Consider the following 21,494-nt stretch of genomic DNA (forward strand, 5'->3'; position numbering starts at 1 on the left):
TGGAGGCCTACTTGGGTAAGACATTCCATAGCGGCAATAATTATAGGATTCTAGTAGTGAGAAGTAAGGCACAAGAGAGAGTGTTGTAATGGAGAAACGCGAAGAATAGGGTTAACCCCTATAAAAAACTCCGGAGGATGGGTTCGAACCAACGACCAATGGATTAACAGTCCACTGCTCTACCGCTGAGCTACTCCGGAACAATCCTTATGCATAAAGATACTAGGGAAAAATAGTAAAAAGTCAATCATTTTCAGTATAGAAAAAGGAGTTGCTTACGGGTTTTTCTTTTTATTTTAAGATTTCATTATCTTTTTTAATAATAACATTAATTGACTCATATAGCCACTTCAGTGCTTGCTGAATCTACTCTTGGAGGCTTCTGCTGTTATGAATTTGTTATTCAGGAAATTCTGAAGCGACGTGCATTTGCAATTATAGCTCTGATTTTTTTGTCCGAGCTATGTTTTAGATAGACAGCGCTAGCATTTTGGGAATTACTCAAGAGGAATTTCACTCAAACAGATTTTCGAATTGCCGCTGCAGCTTTTAGAGATAGTTTACTATTTTTCTGGAGAATTCTCTATAACTATTATAGATTTTAGACAACAATTTCGAATTATAACTTTTCCTGCTATACCTGAGAATGTAACTTAGCAAACTACTCTCTATAACCTGGGTTTTTCGTAAGCAAAGAATACGTGGAATGTAGACAATTGCTTTAAGGATCTTATGAGTGGTGCATCCCAATTTAATGAAAGAATAATTCTCTAACAAATCCCATAAGTTCTTCTGTAGATTTTCGAGGATTATTGGATTCGTTAAGGTAATTTTGAAATCCTGGATAGGCAGAATAGAAATATTCGTGAGCTTGTTGAGAAATTCGCTTTATAATATCTCCAGGAAGATTAAGGTGATAGAGGCTTTCTTCAACAGCAAGGTAGAGGAGTAGAGGGAGTGCTGTTGAAAATTTAGGAAGTCCTTGAGAAGCATTGACGATACTATAGAACTCTAAAGAAGGCACAGAGAGTGGAGGGACATCTTTTTGGTTTGCGCGTGTACCATGAACACGTGTATTTATAAAAACACAACGCCGAATCAATACAGGAGTTTGGTCAAGCCAGGAATTAGTTATAGGTTCTTGTTGTGTGGAGAAATTTTTCCATACTAAAGACCAGTTGGTTTTTGTTCCATGATTATCATATGGAAATATTGTTAGATTAGCCCCACGAATGAGTAAATCAGAAATTTCTATTTTTTTAGCTAATAACATAGATATAAAGGAGAATCTTACATCAATAGATTCAATTTCTGCTGCGTAAGGAAAACGTTCTGAAGATATAGGATTATAAATACATACATGACGAATTTTAAGACCCGAAGTTTTCAAGGAAACACGTCCTATCGATACTTGGGTATGTAGATGAGAGGATAGCCAATGCTCCGTGATACTTTCTTTGCGTATCCAAAAATAGCTGGCGACACAGCATCCTATCAAAAATAGGTTCTTGAGAAACTTAAACATGTACGCAATGCGGTTAAGTAGCTTAATACTTAGGATAGAGAAAGAAATTAATATTGAAAATGAAAAAGGTCTCTTTTCTTTCAAGAAGAGAAAAGAGACCTGGTAAAATTGTGAAATACGTACTAAAAGATTAGTAATCCATTCCAGCACCTGGCATAGCAGGAGCTGATGAAGATGTTTTCTCTTCAGGAATGTCTGCAATTAAAGCTTCTGTTGTAAGCAGTAACCCAGCTATAGAAGCTGCGCTTTCTAAAGCTGAACGCGTAACTTTAGTTGGATCCAAAATTCCTGTGACAATCATATCTGTATAAACATCACGCAAAGCATCATAGCCTTCATTTGCTGTTCTTGCTAATACTTGTTGACAAATGATAGCGCCTTCTTTACCAGCGTTTATTGCAATTTGCTTTAATGGAGATGTCAATGCTTTCAAAATAATACGAGCACCGATAACTTCATCTTCGTTAGATAACATAGGGAGAAACGCTTCTAATGTAGGAATACAACGAACAAGGGCTGTACCACCACCAGGAAGAATTCCTTCTTCAACAGCAGCGATTGTTGCATGTTGTGCATCATCAACTCTATCTTTTTTCTCTTTCATTTCTACTTCTGTAGCTGCACCTACACGGATTACAGCAACGCCTCCAGAGAGTTTTGCTAAACGTTCTTGAAGTTTTTCTTTATCGTAATCTGAAGAGCTATCTTCGATTTGCTTTTTGATGTTCTCACAACGAGCTTCGATGTCAGTTTTATTACCTATACCTTCAACTATTGTGGTATCTTCTTTAGTGACAATAACTTTTTTAGCTTTTCCTAACATGGAAATTGTTGTGTTTTCAAGCTTCATGCCGAGTTCTTCACTGATAAGTTGACCACCAGTAAGAATAGCAATGTCTTCTAACATAGCTTTTCTTCTATCTCCGAATCCAGGAGCTTTTACTGCGCAGACTCTAAAACCAGCACGGAGTCTATTGACTACTAATGTAGCTAGAGCCTCACCCTCTAGGTCTTCAGCAATGATTAGTAGGGGACGACCAGATTCTGCGACTTGCTGTAAAACTGGAAGAAAATCTTTAATTCCGGAGATTTTCTTATCATAAATAAGAATGAGAGCATCTTCCAACACACATTCTTGTGTTTCTGGGTTTGTAGAGAAGTAGCTGGAAAGGTAACCCCGATTGAAGTTCATTCCTTCAACAACATCGAGAACTGTTTCAAAACCCTTAGCTTCTTCCACAGTGATTGAGCCATTTTTTCCAACTTTTTCCATAGCTTCAGCAATGAGATTACCAATTTCCGCATCATTATTAGCAGAAATTGTCGCTACTTGTGCGATTTCCTTATGGTTTTGAACAGGTTTACTGATTTTTTTGAGTTCATCGACAACAACTTTTACAGCCTTATCAATACCCCTTTTGAGGTCCATAGGATTCGCACCAGCGGTAACATTTCTCAATCCTTCGCTATATATAGCTTCGGCAAGAACAGTTGCTGTGGTAGTGCCATCGCCAGCTTTATCAGCAGTTTTACTAGCGACTTCTTTTACCATTTGAGCTCCCATATTCTCATGCTTATCTTCGAGCTCAATTTCTTTAGCGACTGTAACACCATCTTTAGTAACTTGAGGAGACCCGAAGCTTTTATCTATAACTACATGTCTTCCTTTAGGGCCTAAGGTAACTTTTACAGCCTCTGCAAGGGTTTTTACCCCTTTATAGATTTTTTTTCTGGCTTCTTCATTGTATTTAATATTTTTTGCTGCCATCGTTGTACTCCTTAACTTTCTATAATCTGTAAATTATTATTTTATTTGAGGACGGCCATGATCTCATTCGATTGTATAATGACATATTCCTCATCATCGATAGTAACTTCTTGACCTGCATATTTATCCATTAAAATAATATCGCCAACTTCAACTTCAAAAGGCAGCACCTTACCGTCATCGTTGCGTTTTCCCGTACCCAAAACAATAACTTGTGCACGATCTTGTTTTTTCTTTGCAGTATCAGGTAGAATAATACCTCCACGAGCTGTGGCGTCTTCTTCTTCTCTTTTGATTAAAATTCTATCACCCAAAGGTTTAATGCGGAGAGTCGTTGTTTGATCAGACATAGTATAAGCTCCTTATGTTTTACGTTGTAAGAGACTTTGCTGTTTTAGGCACTACGATAACAAAGCCTTTTTTTTTGTGCAATAACTTTAGCACTTTACGTTATTAAGTGCTAAATAATTCCTAATTGATTGAAATCAGGGAAGATAAAGAATCCATTTGTTTGGTAATAAAAGTAAAAGCTTTTTCTAAAGGAGAGGTTGTTTGTAGATCTAACCCGGACTTTTGCAAGATATGTAGTGGAAAATCTGATCCCCCACTTTTTAGGAATGACAGATAAAGATCGACAGCTTTAGGTTCTTTATTAAGAATTTTTTCCACAAAGGACAAGGACGCAATAATCCCTATTGCGTATTGATATACATAAAAATTGTAGTAAAAATGCGGGATTCTTGCCCATTCTAATGAGGAAAAAGGATCGAAGGTAATAACTGTACCATAAAATTCTTCTTGCAGATTGCGGTACATTGATGAAAGGAACTCTTCAGTTAGAGGAACACCTTGCTCTGCTGCAGAGTGGATTTCATATTCAAATGTGGCAAATAAAGTTTGGCGAAATAAAGTAGCAAATATCGTATCTAAAGTGCGTGTGATTATAGTGATTTTCTCCTCTTTAGACTCACTAACTTCCGCTAGACCATGCATTAAGAGCATTTCATTGAGGGTCGAAGCGATCTCTGCCAAGAAAATAGGATACTGCGCATCGTGGTAGGGCTGATATTTTCGACTAAAATAAGAATGCATGCTATGCCCTACTTCGTGAGCAATTATAGATACATCATAAAGAGTGTTTGTGTAATTGAGAAGGATATAGGGGGGGCTATCATAGCAGCCCGAAGAATAGGCTCCAGAGCGTTTATTTTTATTTTCATATCTGTCTACCCAACGATCTGAAAGAAGACCTTTTCTTAAAAGGTGGATATATTCTGAGCCCAAAGGTTGCAAACTTTCACTAATAAGATGCACGCCTTCTTCATAGCTATAGTGTTTCTGCTCCACAGAACTTATAGGTGCATAGATATCGTAAAAATGAAAGTCTTTTAGTTGTAGTACTTTCTTCTTAAGAGTAAAGTACCGATTAATTAAAAAGGTATGTTTTTTTATTTCTTCTATAAGTGTAAAGTAGACACTTGTAGGAATATTATTTTGAAATAAAGCAGCATCTAAGCAAGAAGAGTAATTTCTTGCTCTTGCAGCAAAAAGATGGGCTTGAATTTTTCCATCGAGCAAATTGGCAAAAGTATGCCGGTAGTTGTAGTACCGTTCGCATTGAGCTAGGTAAGCTGTACGGCGTAACTCGCGATCCGTGGACTGCATGTAGAAGGAGGTTAAAGCATGGGAAAGAGGATGCTTTTGTTTTTTTGAATCCTGAGCTTCTCCAAAGGGAATTTCTGAGTCACTTAGTGAAGAGAAGACTTTGTTAGAAACATTCAGTGCTGTGAAGGATGAAGCTAAAATTTTTTCTTCATTTGGAGTTCCTGTATGGAGAGAAAGTCGAAAGATTTTTTCTAAATAAAATTTATAAGGGGACAAAAAGGGGTGGCAAAGTAGTTCTTCGGTTTTGTCTAAAGAGAGTGCAATAAGGCTAGGCTGAATCCAGGCAGTTTCTTCTTTAAAGAGAGTATAGAGGTGTGTAATGGATTGGTAGTCTGCAATTGCCTCTGGATGTGTAATATCTTGATCATGAATAAGGTGTGCATAGGTATAGAGTTTATCTAGTTGTCGTTCTATAGCAAATGTTTTTGTTAACAGGGTATGTAGAGATTCCGGGTTCTCTAGGGTATAATGTGTTAAAGAGAGCTCAGGCCAGAAAGGGTAGTCTTTTTTTGCGTATACAAGCTGGAAATCTTTTGTCCAGGCTTCTCTATTTGAGTACAAAGGAGTAGTATCCCAACAATTTTCTTCTGCTACTTGCCTTCTTAAGGGAAAGGTTTCGTTTGCAGTCATAACACAACTTCCTTCTACTATTAGAGTGGATAAGAGAAGGCATTACTATAAGGGAATTTCTTAGAAAAAGCCAAGTACGAATTGTATAGCATACTGGCTTCAGAAGGGATTGATTGTATCAATAAATACCGTAGGGATACCTAGGTTTATTTTTAAATACTCGGCAAGAGTTTTAGGACCAATTTTTTCTGTTGCTGTGTGACCAAATGCAAGAAAATTTATCTGATTTTCCAGAGCCATAGACCAGGCGGGTTCATCAAAATTTCCTGAAATGAAGCAATCTATCTTACGGGCTGCAGCATGAGTTAGCTCCCGATACGCTCCTCCAGAGATGATCGCTGCTGATGAAACTGTTTTAGGGCCTCCTAAGGCCTTTCCTTGAAGGGTTGCTTGATAGTAGTTTGTTAGTAGTTCTATAAATGTTTCTATGCTCATTGGGGCAAAACAACCTTGTACTCCTAGATATGGAGATGAGGATCCAAAAGGTTGGAGATGGTCCCAATTGAGGTCATGGGCAACTTTCCAATTATTCCCTAAAGTTGGATGAGCATCTAGGGGAAAGTGATAAGCAATGAGTTGGATATTATATTTTATGAGATACTGGATTCGATTGTAGATCATACCAGTAAGTGGGTAAGCCATCCCTTTCCAGAAGAGCCCATGATGTACAATAAGGACGTTAGTTTGTAGTTGAGCTGCTTGTTTTAAGGTAGCGAGGTCTGCTGTAACGGCAACAGCAATTTTTTGTACAGAAACCGAAGTGTTCCCTACTTGTAGGCCATTGGGAGCGCAATCAGAGAATATCTCCGGAGAGAAAAGGGCATCAAGATAAATTAAAAGATCGGCGATATTCATAAAATATAAAAAAACTCCTATGATTAGCTAACTAGTCTATTTTTTGCAATTAATCAAGTTATTACATGAATATTTTATCCATAGGACTTTTGAATTTAACTTTTCCAATTCCTTGGTATTTAGGGAAGAGTTACTCCGTGCGATTTATGTGTATTTGCTTTGTGGCTAAAAATATTCAGCCCGCTAATTCATAAAGTTTGGGGAAATTGGATACACGATTTTTAGTTGTTTGGCATGCTGTTGCATGTAAGTAGTAAAAAAGGAATTCCTTGATGTTTATTCTTGGTGGAAGCTCTTATCTAGTCTGTCTTTTGCGGAATATTTTTTTTATTCGGATATGTTTTTCCCATAAGAGAGAAAGCTTTATTTTCCTTCTTATGTATTTTTATTAAGTTATTCGCTATTTGCCTTTTGAGTATTATTGCTTCGTTTTGCTATGGAGATGGTATTATTTGACGTCTCTGGATAATTATATTATAATGTAAAGAATTCTTGCATGGGTAGTAATGCTGTGGAAAAAAATCCCTATCTTCATGTGAAACGGTGTCTTGCTCGTGAGGTTATATCTCAAATAGTTCCAGGCATGATTTTGGGCTTGGGAAGTGGATCTACAGCTAGAGAGTTCATTTTAGCTCTTGCGGATAAGATTCATAAAGAAGGAATAGAAATTCAGGCGATTGCTTCTTCTTGCGCATCCCATACTCTTGCAAATAGCCTGCGTATTCCTCTTTTAAATTCTGAAAGTTTCTCTTCTATAGATCTTGCTGTGGATGGTGCTGATGAAATTGATTTGCAATTACGAATGATTAAAGGAGGGGGAGGAGCTTTATTTAGGGAGAAAATTCTTTTACAAGCTGCCAAAAGGAAAATTATTCTTGCGGATGAAAGTAAGAAGGTTGCTGTGCTTGGAAAGTTCGGACTCCCTGTGGAGATCAGCCGTTTTGGAAGTTGTGCAATAGCTAAAGAATTGATTCGCCAAGGCTATTGTGGCTCATGGCGTTTTCAATCTAATGGGGAACTATTTCTCACGGATAGTGGGAATTATATCTACGATATTCGTGTTCCAGAGCTTTATCCTCAGCCTGAGAAAGATTTGCTTAGACTATTACAAATTCATGGCGTTATTGAAGTCGGGTTTGTTATAGAAAATGTTGAGGTATGGTTTATCAATAACCAAGGCCAAATTAGTAAAGAATATTCAGTCGCTATATGAGCTTAGAAAAAGAACTCCTGGAACAGACTCCTTTGGTGCTGCTTAACTTTTATAAATTGGTAAATTTTTGTCATTATGCAGGCATGATCTTGGGTACTGAAGAGAAGAAATTTGCTATTTATGGCCATGTTGCTATGGGGCAGGCATTTCAAGGTGTAGATGCCTCAGGTCATCCTTCAATAAGACCTTTGACTCATGATGTATTAAGTTTTGTCTTTTCAGGATTTGATATTCGTGTTTTACGTGTGGTGATTAATGATTATAAAGATAATGTTTTCTATACACGATTATTGTTAGAGCAAAAGAATGGGCAGCTCGTCTATTGTGTTGATGTGGATGCCCGTCCTAGCGATAGCATTCCTCTTGCTTTAATTCATAAAGTGCCTATTTTATGTGTTAAAGCCGTGTTTGACGCTGTTATTCCTTATGAAGAATAGGAAATGACTTAAAGCATGAGGTAAATTATGACGAAAATTCCTTACTCTCTTTTAGAAAAAGGATCTTTATTAGTGGCTTCCCCTGATATGGATCAGGGAGTTTTTGTTCGCAGTGTGATTTTGCTTTGTGAGCATAGTTTAAATGGTTCTTTTGGTTTAATTTTAAACAAAACATTGGGGTTTGAAATTTCTGAAGATATTTTTGCTTTTGACAAAGTTTCTAACCATAATATTCGTTTTTGCATGGGGGGACCATTACAAGCAAATCAAATGATGTTGCTGCATTCCTGTTCCGAAATTCCTGAGCAAACTTTAGAAATTTGTCCTTCTGTATATTTAGGAGGAGATCTTACTTTTCTTCAAGAAGTTGCCAGTAGTGAATCTGGACCTGAAATTAATTTATGTTTTGGCTATAGCGGGTGGCAAGCAGGTCAGTTGGAAAAAGAGTTTTTAGAGGGCGAGTGGTTTCTGGCTCCAGGAGATAAAGATTATGTCTTTTTTTCGGAACCTGAGCATTTATGGTCTTCAATTCTTAAAAATTTGGGAGGTAAATATGCCTCATTGTCAACAGTTCCTGAAAATTTATTATTAAACTAGTCTTTACTTTAAATGATTTTTGCCTAGTCATTAATTAAGGTATTCTTCAAAATACCTGGAAATTCACTCTGAATAATTTACTATATTATTGTTTTCCAAATTTAATAAAATGAATGCGACATATGCTAAAGCTTGTGAATTATTTCCAGGTGGGGTAAATTCCCCTGTGCGTGCTTGCCGTTCTGTCGGTATTACTCCTCCTATTGTTGTTTCAGCAAATCGTGATGTTTTTTGGGATTGTGAGGGTCGAGAATTTATAGATTTTTGTGGATCTTGGGGTGCTTTGATTCACGGGCATAGCCATCCACGCATTGTTAAGGCAATTTGCCTGGCTGCTTCTAAAGGGAGTTCTTATGGATTAACTTCTATACAAGAAATAGCGTTTGCCACGGATTTACTCTCTTTTTTGGGTCTTGCCCAACATAAAGTACGTTTTGTCTCTTCAGGTACAGAAGCAGCGATGACAGCTGTCCGTCTTGCTCGTGGAATCACGCATAGACCTATAATCATTAAATTTACTGGAGCATATCACGGTCACGCGGACTCTCTCCTTGGTGGGGTTTCTATAACCTCAGAGAATCTGGACTCTCTTACTATGATTCTTCAACAAGAGATTATGGATTCTATGCTTTTAACTCTTCCTTACAATGATTTGGAAGTATTTTGTGGAGTAATGGAGTGCGTGGGAGAGCGAGTTGCTGGAGTGATTTTTGAGCCTATTTGTGCTAATATGGGTGTTGTGTTACCTAAGCCAGGGTTTTTAGAGGTTATTATAGAAAAATGTTGTCATTTTGGTAGTTTGTCCATTATGGACGAAGTTGTTACGGGGTTCCGTTTAGGATTTGGTGGGGCTCGGGACACCTTGAAACATACTGCAGATATTACTATCTATGGGAAAATTTTAGGTGGAGGTACGCCTGTAGCGGCTGTTGTTGCTCATAAAGAAGTTTTAGATCATCTTATGCCGGATGGAATGGTATTTCAAGCAGGAACGCTTTCTGGAAATGCGCTTGCTATGGCTGCGGGATACGCTTCCATACACCTCTGTAGAGAAGAAAATTTTTATAATAGTTTACAACACCTTGCAGATGTGTTTTATTGCCCCATTGAAGAGGCAATCTCTACGCAGGGGCTTCCTGTATCTTTAGTATATCAGGGTTCGATGTTTAGCTTGTTTTTTGCTGGGACGGCTCCTCAAAATTTCAATGAGGTGAAGGCAAGTGATGAGCAGAAATTTCAGGAATTTTATCGTGAGATATTTAACAACAATGTGTATCTCTCGCCTTCTCCTTTAGAAGTAAACTTTATTTCTGCAGTTCATACGGAAGAGCATCTTATCTATGCACAAGGTGTTATTCTTGATACCTTAATCAAAGTGTTTCATGGTGTGAGTTCACAAAGATCTTTATAGCAATTAGGAGACTTATGGAGAGAAAAAAAAAGCTCAGTATGCTTCAGTTTCTTTTTTGTCTTCCTTTGGGTATTGGACGATGGATCGGGTTTAGTTGTACTGTTATTAGAAGTTTTTCGTGGGAAAAGAGTCTGATTCGTTCTGTTTATCTGCAAGGTTATGATATTGGCGTGCGTTCATTGTCTATCACTGTTCTTACGGGTATAGTGAGTGGAATTGTTCTTGCTTTACAGTCTTATTATCAGTTAGGAATGCATGGTCTTTCGTGTGCTATAGGTTTTTTTGTTGTAAAGAGTATTTTGGTGGAGATTGGGCCTGTATTAACAGCTTTGGCTCTTTCTGGAAAAGTCAGTGGAGCTATTGCTGTTTTTCTAGGAACGTTGCGAATGACTGAACAGGTCAGTGCGATGAAGACTTTAGGAGAGAATCCTTTAAAGTACTTTGCTTTACCACGCATTATTGCTGGAGTACTTGTTATGCCAGTTTTGGTAATTATTGCTATATGGTCAGGAATATTGGCGGGTTATGGGATTTGCCGCTATGTTTTTCAGATCCCTTCACGGGTATATTGGAGCATGACATTTGGCAACGTACTATTTTCAGACTTATTGATGGTTATTATTAAATCTTTAGTTTTTGGTTTTATCATCACCTCGCTAGGTTGTTATTATGGTCTTGCCCACCATCGTCGCATTTCCGGAATTACTGACGTGATTACTGCGGGTATGGTTGCTTCGTATGTCTCCATAGTATTTATTAACTGTGTCATTACGACACTATTTCATGTGTTATGTTAAGTTATGTTACCGTGGATTTATGTAAATGATATTTATAAGAACTATTTGGATGTTGAAGGACAAAAACATACGGTTTTAAATGGTGTTTCTTTAGAGATTTTCCCTAATGAATTTTTAGTAATTTTGGGTAAATCTGGAAGTGGTAAAAGTGTCCTTTTGCGGCATATTATGGGTTTAGAATGTCCTGACTTTGGAAAGGTGGATTATGCTGAGGAGTTTTTGTATAAAGGCCAGTTAAAGCAATTTATGATTGGGATGGTCTTCCAGGGAGGAGCTCTATTTGATTTTCTTACTGTAAAGGAGAATGTGACGTTTGGCTTACGGGCATATAATGCAAAGACTCAAAAACTTTCTGAGGAAGATATCGAAGAGAAGGCAATGAATGCTTTACGAGATGTGGGCTTGGAGTATGCTGCAGACTTCTTGCCTACTAAGTTGTCTGGTGGGATGGTGAAGAGAGTTGCTTTGGTGCGCTCTTTGATCTATGCGCCTAAATTAGTGCTTTATGATGAGCCTACTGCAGGTCTTGATCCCATGACAAGTCAGGAAATTACGCGACTCATTGCAAGATTGCGCAATGAACAGAGCATGGGGGGTGTAATTGTGACTCATGATATTGCTTTAACTTTAACTTTGGCAGATCGCATTGCGATACATCATGAGGGCACCATCCCGCGCATCTATACGAAACAAGAGTTTATGGATACAGAAGAACCGTTAGTAGAGCAATTTTTTTGCTTGTTCCCAAATGTCCGGGAGTTAAGAGGAGCAGATGTCTAGAGCAGATCATAAAGCAATGTGCTTAGGATTATTTGTTGTTGTCGGTATCTTAGGGTTGTTAGCAGTGATGATTTTTTTCCCTAAAGCTCATGGGAATAGAAAACAAGAACTTCACGTAGCCTTTATCTATGCTGGAGGTGCTTGCAAGGGCATGAATGTCTGTCTTGCAGGTCAGGTGGTAGGTTCTGTAACAGCAATACAGAATATTATGAATGAGGAAAGAAGAAACGCTGAAGGGCAGCTGTATTGCTATAAGCTGGTTTTAAAAATCGATTCCCTTGTGTCTTTGTATGCAGGGGATACTATCACCATGTACTCTCCTAAAGTTCTTGGTGAATCTGTTATCAATATTTTTCCTAAAGGTCCTAGTCACGAAAGCTCTAAGATAACTTCTAAAGAGCTTATCTATGGGCATAATATTGACCCGGTGGAAAAACTTATTCAGTGTATAGACAAAACAGAGAAAGCTATGATTACGCTTCGTGAGGAAGTCAAAAAGATTTCTTTAAAGGTGAGTAGTTTGCTTGATAATGAACTAGAAACTTCTTTGACTCATCAGGCTTTACGTGCTGTTGAGGCAATACAATGTAGTGCCGAAAAGATTTCTAATTGTTTAGATGTTCCTCGTATCGAAAAAATGGATAAATTGATTGACGAGTGTCAGGAAATTGCGTTTAGCTTACGGAATTATGGCTTGCTCTATCAATATAATGCAAAATGGAAGCGTTTGCAGAAACATCGAGAGCAAAATGATCTTCTTTATTCTAAAGAACGTTCTCAAGAAAGCAAGTAGCTTTTTTATTTTCTTCATGTAAAATGTAGATTTTCTTTAAACAGCATACCAAGGTGATCTTATGGATAAATTTTCGGATGCTATTAACGAAGCTTTAGAAAAAGCTTTTGAAGTTGCGAAATCTTCACGGCACACGTACGTTATTGAAAACCACCTTCTTCTTTGCCTTCTTGAAAATACAGAGTCCCTATTTTATTTAATTATTAAGAACATTCATGGCAATGTTGCTTTGTTGAATTCTGCAGTTACCGATGCTCTTTCTCGCGAACCCACTGTTGTTGAAGGTGAGGTTGTTCCTAAGCCCTCTCCTGGGCTGCAAAGTTTACTTATTGATGCGAAAAAAGCCGCTCAGGAATTAGAAGACGAGTATGTGTCAGGAGATCACGTCTTACTTGCTTTTTGGCAAACGAATAAAGAACCATTTGCTTCATGGAGAAAAACAACAAAAGTCTCTCTTGAAGATCTTAAAAAACTGATTAGTACAATACGACGAGGCAATCGTATGAATTCTCCTAGTGCAGAAACAGCTCTTAAAGGATTAGAAAGATATTGTAAAAACCTTACGATGCTTGCACGGGAGGGAAAATTAGATCCTGTGATTGGTAGGGATGAAGAAATTCGGAGAACTATCCAAGTACTATCTCGCAGAATGAAAAATAATCCCATGCTTATTGGCGAGCCTGGAGTAGGGAAAACTGCGATTGCTGAAGGGCTTGCCCTTCGAATTGTTCAAGGTGATGTTCCTGAGTCGCTGAAAGGTAAGCAACTCTATGTTTTGGATATGGGAGCTCTCATTGCTGGAGCTAAATATCGGGGTGAATTTGAAGAACGCTTAAAAAGTGTTTTGAAAGACATAGAAGGTGGGGAAGGGGAAAACATTCTCTTTATTGACGAGGTACATACTCTTATTGGAGCTGGAGCTACTGAAGGCTCTATGGATGCAGCCAATCTGTTAAAGCCTGCGCTAGCAAGAGGAACCCTCCATTGTATTGGAGCAACAACACTTAATGAATATCAAAAGTACATTGAGAAAGATGCTGCTTTGGAAAGACGGTTCCAACCAATTTTTGTTACAGAACCCTCTTTAGAAGACGCTGTTTTTATCCTTCGAGGGTTGCGAGAAAAATATGAGATTTTCCATGGCGTACGTATTACAGAAGGCGCTCTTAATGCTGCTGTTTTGTTGTCTTATCGTTACATTTCGGATCGTTTTTTGCCAGACAAGGCAATTGATTTAATCGATGAAGCTGCAAGTTTGATTCGTATGCAAATTGGCAGTTTGCCTTTACCAATTGATGAAAAAGAACGTGAACTCGCGGCTTTAATTATCAAGCAAGAGGCAATAAAACGAGAAAAGGCTGCTTCTTATCAAGAGGAAGCTGCAGCTATGCAGAAATCTATAGACGCTGTTCAAGAGGAACTCGTTGCTGTACGTTTACGTTGGGATGAAGAGAAAAAATTAATCTCAGGATTGAAAGAAAAGAAAAATTCTTTGGAAAATATGAAGTTTGCCGAAGAGGAAGCAGAACGTGTTGCTGATTACAACCGCGTTGCTGAATTGCGCTATAGCTTGATTCCTGCGTTAGAAGAAGAAATAAAGAAAGACGAAACTGCTTTAATCCAACGAGATCACCGGCTTTTGCAAGAAGAAGTTGATGAGAGACTTATTGCTCAAGTTGTTGCTAACTGGACAGGCATTCCTGTACAAAAAATGCTAGAAGGAGAAGCTGCAAAACTTCTTGTTCTTGAGGAGGCATTAGAAGAACGTGTGGTAGGTCAACCATTTGCTATTTCTGCGGTTAGTGATTCTATCCGCGCAGCTCGGGTAGGTTTGAGTGATCCTCAACGTCCCCTGGGAGTTTTCTTATTTTTAGGTTCTACAGGAGTTGGAAAAACAGAACTTGCTAAAGCTCTTGCAGATTTTTTATTCAATAAAGAAGAGGCAATGATACGTTTTGATATGTCTGAATATATGGAAAAGCATTCTGTATCGAAATTGATAGGTTCACCTCCAGGATATGTCGGTTACGAAGAGGGAGGTAGTCTGTCTGAAGCTTTACGAAGGCGTCCTTATTCTGTAGTCCTGTTTGATGAAATAGAGAAGGCTGATAAAGAAGTTTTAAATATTCTTTTGCAGATTTTCGATGAGGGACTTCTCACCGATAATAAAAAACGTAAAGTGAACTGTAAACATGCCTTATTCATCATGACTTCAAATATTGGCTCTGAAGAACTTGCTGAGTACTGTAATAAAAAAGGTAAGCAAATTACTAAAGAAGCTGTCCTTTCTGTTGTCTCTCCTATGTTAAAGCGTTACTTAAGCCCAGAGTTTATTAATCGTATTGATGACATACTTCCTTTTCTCCCTTTGTCAACGGAAGACATTGTAAAAATTGTCGGTATTCAAATGCGAAAAATTTCTCAAAGATTGAAAGAACGCCATGTGAACTTATCTTGGGATGACTCAGTAACATTGTTTCTTAGTGAACAAGGATATGATAGTGCTTTTGGAGCAAGACCTTTAAAGCGTTTTATTCAACAAAAGGTAGTCATCATACTTTCTAAAGCTTTACTCAAAGGGGATATCAAAGCAAATTCTTCTGTGGAGCTTACCATGGTTAAGGATGTTATTGTATTTAAAAAAGCGGAGCAAATTGCACCTCCTGCTTAGAGTTAAAAAATATCCTCTCTAAAAACTTAGGAAGATTTCCGAAGCTTACCGAGGTAGTCCTTACGCTAGACATTTAGCTAATTATTGCTTAAAGTAGATAGGTTCATGTAAGTCATGTACTTTTACTGAATTGCTTTTTGTTTTTTTCTAGAACGTTTGTTTAAAGTTTAGAAAAGTCTATGTTTAGGTGGTTTCTTTTATATCTTTTGCTTTTTGGACCGAGTGTATGGGGTGCTTTATTCAAAAAACATCCCATAGAAGAAGAATGTCAGAGTTGCTCTCAACATGCTAAAGAATATGAAAAGTTCTGGAACTTGGATCCCTATAGGTTAGACGCTCTTTGTGCTTACCATGCAATTTATCATGACGAACAAAGTTCTCGTAGAATTCGTCAACTCTTTCCCCAATTAGAGAATAGCGAGGTCTTTGTATTTGTTTGTACTATTTTGGGTGCTGGGAAAACAGATTACAGATTTTCCGTAGAGGAAATTGCTTTAATGCGGAAGCTCTCCTGCCCAGGACTTTCTTTAGGTTTTCTAGATGAGCTTGTAGAAGTAGACCCTAATAAAGATTTGGCACGCGCTTTAATACTGGCAGAGTTTCCGGGTAATCTTGGAAAAAAAAAGGCTGCTTATTATAGTGGTTATCTTGATGTTCTTGCCCTACGTATTCATGCTGAGCGTCAGCGTTATTTTGATCAATGTCCGTGTGCTTTGGGAACACCGGTTTTTCATAAAGCAACTTTAGAGGCCATCAACACGATTCTTTTCTATGAAGAGGGTATTCGGTATCCTTCAAAAAAAGAAATGTTTTCAGATGAATATTCCTTCCTTTCTTCGGTTACGGATAGGAAATTTGGTGTTTGCTTGGGTATCTCATCATTATATTTCGCGCTCTCGCAACGTTTGGACTTACCGTTGGAAGCTGTTACGCCCCCCGGACATATTTATCTTCGTTATCAAGGCGGTGAAGTGAATATTGAAACAACTGCAGGAGGACGTCATCTTGCTACGAAAGACTATTGCAATTGCTTGGATATAGAAAAACTACAAGTCCGTACTCCTACTGAAATGATAGGTTTGACGTTTATGAATCAGGGGTCTTTTGCTTTGCAAAAGGAAAAGTATGTGGAAGCTGAAATTGCTTATGAAAAAGCTCAACAATATCTTAAAGATGAGGAACTGAAAGAACTTCTTGGCATTGTAAAAATTCTTAGTGGAAAAAAAAAAGAAGGGAAAGCTCTTTTAGAACAAAGTTGTCGTGCGAAAGAACCAGGTTCAGTGGCTAATGATTACCTTACGAGTAAGATAAATACACAGACATTAGCCCTACTTTTTCATTATCCTGGATCTACTTACCAAGAGGTTGCCCATTATGAGACAGAGCTCAAACAAGCTATGAAACGTTCTCCAGAATGCTCTGAAGGTCTGCGACGTCTTGTTTCAATAGCCTTTCACTTAGGAAAAATTGCTGAAGGGGTCGCTCTATTAGAGCGTTGTGCTGACCTATCTCCAAATGATCTTTCTCTTCATCTCAAACTTTGCAAGATTTTGTGTGATAGATATGACTATGCAAAGGCGTTAAAATATTTTCTTGTTATTGAAGCCCTAGTAACAAAGCAAGGTCTTTCTAAAGAAGAACTGCATTCTTTTACTCTTTTTCATGAAATCCAAAAAGTTGTATCAACAATAGCTCCGTGATTATTTAATGTGAATTAATTGTATTTTTGATTATATTTTTTTTAAAAATGGTATTTATAAGCTTTTATGAGTTTAGGTGTATTAGTATCCAATTCACATTCACAAAGTGCCTCTATGCGTAGGCATGCAGCAGAAAAACTGTATACTATAGAAATGCAGTTGAAAGAAAAGTCTCACCCATCTTGGATGGTAGCGCGCTCCAGGCTAGGGCTTGAAACCTTAGCTGTAGTTGTTGCTCTTCTTTTTATTGTTATGGCGGTATTATTGTGGTCAGGAGTTGTAGGTGTAGCCTCTGTTTGGGTAGTTTCTTGTTTTATTATGGTAGCTGTTGTTTTATTGACTTTTGCTTTAGTCTCCGCCCTGTTATATCGTTTCGAATTTTCTCGAGAATGTGCTTGGCGTTCTACTCTTTTAGAATGGCAATATTTAGCTGCTGATTATCGTCGTCTAGTTTTATAAAATGAACGGATCGAATAGTATTTGAAACTTTATAATGTACTGACTTTCTCAGCATAAATTTTTTAAAAAAATTTGGTTAATTTGGTGTCGCCTAGCGTAATTAATATTCAACTGGGGTTCCATTATGCTAGGTAAAATTCCTATTCCAATGCTTTAATTTTTGAGGCACTTTTTAAACTTCTGGTGAACCTTTTTACATCCAGCATATATCAAAATTTTGGCTGCTGTCTTTTTTCTGTAACTCTAGCAAATCCAGAAACTATTGAGGCAAGCGACCCAGTAAATGATGAGGGCAACGTCATAAATAAATCTCCTGCTTTTTTCCCACCGGCATTCACCGGGAACAAAATTAGTTTTTAACTACAAAAGAAATTCAGGAGCACGACCAGCATAATGCTTTTCCGCCATATTTCCTGTAATTTTCTTTATAGAATAACGCGCAATATAAATGGCACTCTGTCTAGTCATACTGTCTAGCTGTCTAGAGTAGAAAATCCAAAAGGCCATAACTTCATGAGAGTCTCTGACATATAAAGCTTATTTTCTTTTTTACAAGAAATGAGCTTTATATCTTCAGAATCAAACTTGAAAAGAATTGCATGAAAATGAGGAGATTGTAACTTAGCACACTACTCTTCACAACTAAAATAACGAAGAGACTTTAGTGTGCATTATGCGTGGGGGTAAATGGATAAAAAGCAGAGCAGTATTTGTTACCTACGGATTGATTTTGTAGAGATCTTGCTGTCTACTATGTATTATGCTTTACATCATACAATCAAGGAGTTTTATTCTATGACATGGGTAGAGTTTTGTAAAGATGTAAGCGGACGCTTGGGGTTGAATGGATTTTTTGTTGTCAATGTGCCACCTTTTGAAAAAAGTTGGGTAGATGGTTGTCGTCTTATTATTACTATTATAGTATTGTGTCTTGGTTTAGCAGCTCTGGTCTGCGGAATTGCTGTGGGTTCTTGGGGTGTTCTTAATGTAGAGATTCTTGCTGGGGCTTTTTCTTTTGTCTTGGGTATTTTGATGATTTTTCTTGCTGTATTTTGGATAATAAAACTTTTGCCTTCACACTGGAAGCAAGTCGCAACATCACTACTTCGTGAAAAAGAAAATCAAGTTCCCTCAAATACTTGACACATCTACGAGTGTTTTCGTAGCTTAACTGACATTTTTGTGTCTATTGTATGTCTATTAAGTAAGAAAGCCTGGGTTTTCTTCTTTTTCCTTATGGATAAGTTTTTTTTGTTTAGCATTCATATGCACAAGTATGTTATGGATGCGGCTGCTTTGTTTCATAAGGATGAGAACTTATAAATATAAAATATATTTTTAAATTGAGATAGATAGTTTTTCTTATGTTTTAAATACGATGTATAATAGGCTTTTGTATTGTTTTTAATACAAGTTATCTGGAGATCGGATGTCTTGCTTTCAATTTGCTAAAACTGTGCTTTTTGGCTTAGGAAGCTTTAACTGTTCTGCAGAGGCTATTCCCTCTTTCCGGACTGAACATAAAGCTGAGGACATAGCTCGAGTTGTTTTCGCTTTTTTTTTATATATAGTGGCTAAGACAGTCTTGGTAGTAGGAATTTTGGCTACAGCTTTTAGTAGCTCTATAGGTATTGCTGCCGGCTTTTTTTCAATTGTCTTTGGATTGGCATTGTTTGTGTGGGCAGTCGTACTGGTATGTGGATTTCTTGGTCTTTTGCCAAAAGACAAAAATTTGGATAGTGCTATAGTGAAAGGTTCTCTTATGAAAAACAAATTTCAGAAAAGTTCTAAATTAGATTTTTTTCAGAGTGATTCGCAGGAGGTTCTGAAAAGTCAAGAAGAAAAGGCTGATGTAGAGTCTGATACTTCTTCAGTTCTTCCAATTCCAGTTGCTTCGGCAAGTTCTTTTTTTCTTAGTTCTAAGACTGACTTGGATCTTGTTATTCAAGAGACTACTGCAGATAGTGCATTGGACGAGTATTTATTAGAAGTAGAAGATAGTAGTGATGAAGAGATGAAAGTAAAGCTACTAGAGTTAGAAAAGCTGGGGAATGAGTACACGAGTTACTTTAATGGCGATTGTAAAACAGAGGACAGCGCAGGCAGTGATGCTATAGAACTTAAGGAGGGACATTTTTCCTAGAGCATAGCATTTATCTTTTTTTATTTTCACATTATGTTGAGGAACATTTTGTTAGAAAACATCAGAGTTTATCTAGTGTTTTTTTTGCTTGTTGCAATCTTCGTTTCACCTCACTATAGTTACCTCATGTGAATGTAAGGCGAAAAGTCTCAATGTGGCAAGGCAAGGGAGTTTGCCCTATGGAAAATGAGAAAGAATCGGAAGTAGAGCTATTAGGTGACTATAAGATTCTTTATTGTCTCGGACAGACTTCATGGAGCCAAGATTTTCTTGCTGAACACCGTTTTATAAAAAAACGCTACGGCATCAAGCTTCTTCTTCCAGAATTAGCTATTTCAGAAGCTTTTATGAAAGCTTTTCATGATGTTGTTATTAAATTAGCGCGACTTAAACATCGTGGCGTTGCAGTTATTGAAAATGTTTCTCAGATTTCCAAGCAATGTTTTCTAGTGATGCAAGAGCATAGCGTGGCTGCGATTCCCTTAACGCAGTACCTTGCTAGCCTTTCTCAGCCTCTTACAGAACTAGAAATAGTAGCTTTGGTTCATCAACTTGCTGAACTTTTAGATTATGTTCATAATGCAGGTGTATTTCAAGGGGCTTGGGATCTTAATACGGTGCATATTCAAATTTTGGATAATGTTCCAGAAGTTCTACTTCCTGAATTGGGGTTTTCGTCATTGGTTCAGGAACGTGCCTTGCAGGAACTTTTGATAGGTGAAAGTGAACAGAAACAAGTTAAACTTAGGGAAAGAATTCTTTTTCAAGTTTTGGAACAGCCCTCTGAAGAAAGGACTCAAGATGTTTATGCTTTTGGCATGATTGTCTATTATCTTCTTTTTGGCTTTCTTCCCCAAGGGGTTTTCCCTATGCCTTCTATAGCCTTTCCTAGTTATGTTTATGATTGGGATAGACTTTTATGCTCTTGTTTGAGTTATTCTTTAGAGGAACGGGCTCGTGTGCTTTCTCCCCTAATTAGAAAGAAACTTCGAGGTGACCAGTTTCTTAGTGTCATTTCTACATGTACGCAAGGCTCTTTGCGAGAAGTTGTCGAAGATGTTTGTCCGGTAGTTTCGCATCCTGACGTTATGCGTGGAGAAGGTGCATACCAAGTAATTCAGCAAGAGGAAGCTACGGAGCATTTAGAGTTTGTGCTTGTTGAGGCGTGTTCTATAGACGAGGCTATGGATACTTCTGTAAGTGCTAAACTAGAATGTGAAAAGGAAGAGGACTATTCCCATGCTCTTCAGTCTCTACTTGTTCGTGAGCCTGTAGTGAGTCGTTATATAGAACTAGAAAAAGAAAAACCCAAGCCCTTACCTTTGTTCACAGAGATGGTTCTTATCGAAGGGGGGGAATTTTCTCGCGGAAGTTCTGAAGGTCAACGTGATGAACTTCCTGTTCATAAAATAATTTTAAATAGTTTTTTCTTAGATATCTATCCTGTGACTAACGAACAATTTATTCGGTACCTTAATTGTTGCGATGGTGAACAAGATAGATATTATAATGAATTGATTCGTCTTAAAGATTCGCGTATTCAGCGTCGTTCAGGGAAACTTGTTATAGAGCCTGGGTATGCTAAACATCCTGTTGTTGGTGTCACTTGGTATGGTGCTACAGGCTATGCAGATTGGGTTGAAAAGCGTCTCCCTACAGAAGCAGAGTGGGAGATTGCTGCTTGCGGAGGTGCTGCGCAGCTGCGTTATCCTTGTGGTAAGGAAGTAGAAAAAAGCCAAGCCAACTTTTTCACATCGGATACAACGGCAGTGATGAGTTATCCCTGTAATTCTTATGGGCTTTATGATATGGCGGGAAATGTTTATGAGTGGTGTCAGGATTGGTATGGCTATGATTTCTATGAGATTTCTGCTCAGGAACCAGAATCCCCTCAAGGTCCGGCTCAAGGGGTGTATCGTGTATTGCGTGGTGGATGTTGGAAAAGCTTAAAAGATGATTTACGTTGTGCTCATCGTCATCGCAATAATCCTGGTGCGGTAAATAGTACTTATGGTTTTCGTTGTGCTAGAAACGTCGGGTAAGAGATTTG

18 protein-coding genes and 1 tRNA gene are annotated in these 21,494 nt (G+C 37.9%); 13 read left to right on the plus strand and 6 right to left on the minus strand.

The genetic code is table 11. The annotated features are described in order from the left end of the window. Positions 1-128: 128 nt before the first annotated feature. The 6 genes from Cs308_RS03595 to Cs308_RS03620 all read right to left on the minus strand — a co-directional run bounded on the left by Cs308_RS03595 (position 129) and on the right by Cs308_RS03620 (position 6,443). Positions 129-200, minus strand: a tRNA-Asn gene (locus tag Cs308_RS03595). A gap of 551 nt (positions 201-751) precedes the next feature. After that, entirely contained in the window at positions 752-1,525 is a 774-nt protein-coding gene (locus Cs308_RS03600) for an AsmA family protein (protein WP_066483441.1), read from the minus strand. 130 nt (positions 1,526-1,655) lie between these two features. Continuing rightward, positions 1,656-3,293 (minus strand): chaperonin GroEL, encoded by a 1,638-nt coding sequence (gene groL, locus Cs308_RS03605; RefSeq protein WP_066482667.1) that lies wholly within the window; start codon positions 3,291-3,293, stop codon positions 1,656-1,658. A 41-nt stretch (positions 3,294-3,334) separates the two neighbouring features. Further along, on the minus strand, positions 3,335-3,643 hold the full coding sequence (locus Cs308_RS03610; RefSeq protein ID WP_066482669.1) for a co-chaperone GroES: 309 nt from the start codon (positions 3,641-3,643) through the stop codon (positions 3,335-3,337). Positions 3,644-3,764: 121 nt separating this feature from the next. Continuing rightward, a complete protein-coding gene (gene pepF / locus Cs308_RS03615; RefSeq protein ID WP_066482677.1) occupies positions 3,765-5,588 on the minus strand; it encodes an oligoendopeptidase F in 1,824 nt (607 codons plus the stop codon). Between the two features lie 99 nt (positions 5,589-5,687). Further along, on the minus strand, positions 5,688-6,443 hold the full coding sequence (locus tag Cs308_RS03620; protein ID WP_066482679.1) for a Nif3-like dinuclear metal center hexameric protein: 756 nt from the start codon (positions 6,441-6,443) through the stop codon (positions 5,688-5,690). A 511-nt stretch (positions 6,444-6,954) separates the two neighbouring features. Here Cs308_RS03620 and rpiA point away from each other — a divergent pair. From rpiA to Cs308_RS03685, 13 genes are all read left to right on the plus strand, one after another. Beyond that, positions 6,955-7,656, plus strand: a complete 702-nt coding sequence (gene rpiA / locus Cs308_RS03625; protein WP_066483442.1) for a ribose 5-phosphate isomerase A — start codon at positions 6,955-6,957, stop codon at positions 7,654-7,656. Further along, positions 7,653-8,093 (plus strand): bifunctional nuclease family protein, encoded by a 441-nt coding sequence (locus Cs308_RS03630; protein WP_066482680.1) that lies wholly within the window; start codon positions 7,653-7,655, stop codon positions 8,091-8,093. The genes rpiA and Cs308_RS03630 overlap by 4 nt, the downstream gene beginning before the upstream one ends. 27 nt (positions 8,094-8,120) lie before the next feature. Further along, on the plus strand, positions 8,121-8,690 hold the full coding sequence (locus tag Cs308_RS03635) for a YqgE/AlgH family protein (RefSeq protein ID WP_066482682.1): 570 nt from the start codon (positions 8,121-8,123) through the stop codon (positions 8,688-8,690). 109 nt (positions 8,691-8,799) lie between these two features. Then, positions 8,800-10,101, plus strand: coding sequence for a glutamate-1-semialdehyde 2,1-aminomutase (gene hemL, locus Cs308_RS03640; RefSeq protein WP_066482689.1), 1,302 nt, complete (start codon positions 8,800-8,802; stop codon positions 10,099-10,101). A gap of 14 nt (positions 10,102-10,115) precedes the next feature. After that, positions 10,116-10,898 (plus strand): MlaE family ABC transporter permease, encoded by a 783-nt coding sequence (locus tag Cs308_RS03645; protein ID WP_066482691.1) that lies wholly within the window; start codon positions 10,116-10,118, stop codon positions 10,896-10,898. Between the two features lie 3 nt (positions 10,899-10,901). Continuing rightward, positions 10,902-11,678 carry an ABC transporter ATP-binding protein gene (locus Cs308_RS03650; protein ID WP_066482693.1) on the plus strand — a complete coding sequence of 259 codons (777 nt, stop codon included), beginning with the start codon at positions 10,902-10,904 and terminating at the stop codon, positions 11,676-11,678. Further along, positions 11,671-12,471 (plus strand): MlaD family protein, encoded by an 801-nt coding sequence (locus tag Cs308_RS03655; RefSeq protein WP_066482695.1) that lies wholly within the window; start codon positions 11,671-11,673, stop codon positions 12,469-12,471. Before Cs308_RS03650 ends, Cs308_RS03655 begins: the two co-directional genes overlap by 8 nt. A gap of 61 nt (positions 12,472-12,532) precedes the next feature. After that, complete coding sequence (locus Cs308_RS03660) at positions 12,533-15,142, plus strand: ATP-dependent Clp protease ATP-binding subunit (protein WP_066482700.1); 2,610 nt, start codon at positions 12,533-12,535, stop codon at positions 15,140-15,142. Between the two features lie 179 nt (positions 15,143-15,321). Further along, positions 15,322-16,842, plus strand: a complete 1,521-nt coding sequence (locus tag Cs308_RS03665) for a transglutaminase family protein (RefSeq protein WP_066482704.1) — start codon at positions 15,322-15,324, stop codon at positions 16,840-16,842. Positions 16,843-16,908: 66 nt separating this feature from the next. Beyond that, complete coding sequence (gene incD / locus Cs308_RS03670; RefSeq protein ID WP_066482707.1) at positions 16,909-17,301, plus strand: inclusion membrane protein IncD; 393 nt, start codon at positions 16,909-16,911, stop codon at positions 17,299-17,301. 687 nt (positions 17,302-17,988) lie between these two features. Continuing rightward, the gene (locus Cs308_RS03675) at positions 17,989-18,444 is read left to right on the plus strand and encodes a hypothetical protein (RefSeq protein WP_066482709.1); all 456 of its coding nucleotides are present in this window, start codon (positions 17,989-17,991) and stop codon (positions 18,442-18,444) included. A 286-nt stretch (positions 18,445-18,730) separates the two neighbouring features. Beyond that, the gene (locus tag Cs308_RS03680; protein WP_066482716.1) at positions 18,731-19,444 is read left to right on the plus strand and encodes a hypothetical protein; all 714 of its coding nucleotides are present in this window, start codon (positions 18,731-18,733) and stop codon (positions 19,442-19,444) included. Between the two features lie 179 nt (positions 19,445-19,623). Next, positions 19,624-21,486, plus strand: a complete 1,863-nt coding sequence (locus tag Cs308_RS03685; protein WP_066483443.1) for an SUMF1/EgtB/PvdO family nonheme iron enzyme — start codon at positions 19,624-19,626, stop codon at positions 21,484-21,486. Positions 21,487-21,494: the final 8 nt, after the last annotated feature.

It is taken from the genome of Candidatus Chlamydia sanziniae (assembly GCF_001653975.1).
Lineage (GTDB): Bacteria > Chlamydiota > Chlamydiia > Chlamydiales > Chlamydiaceae > Chlamydia > Chlamydia sanziniae.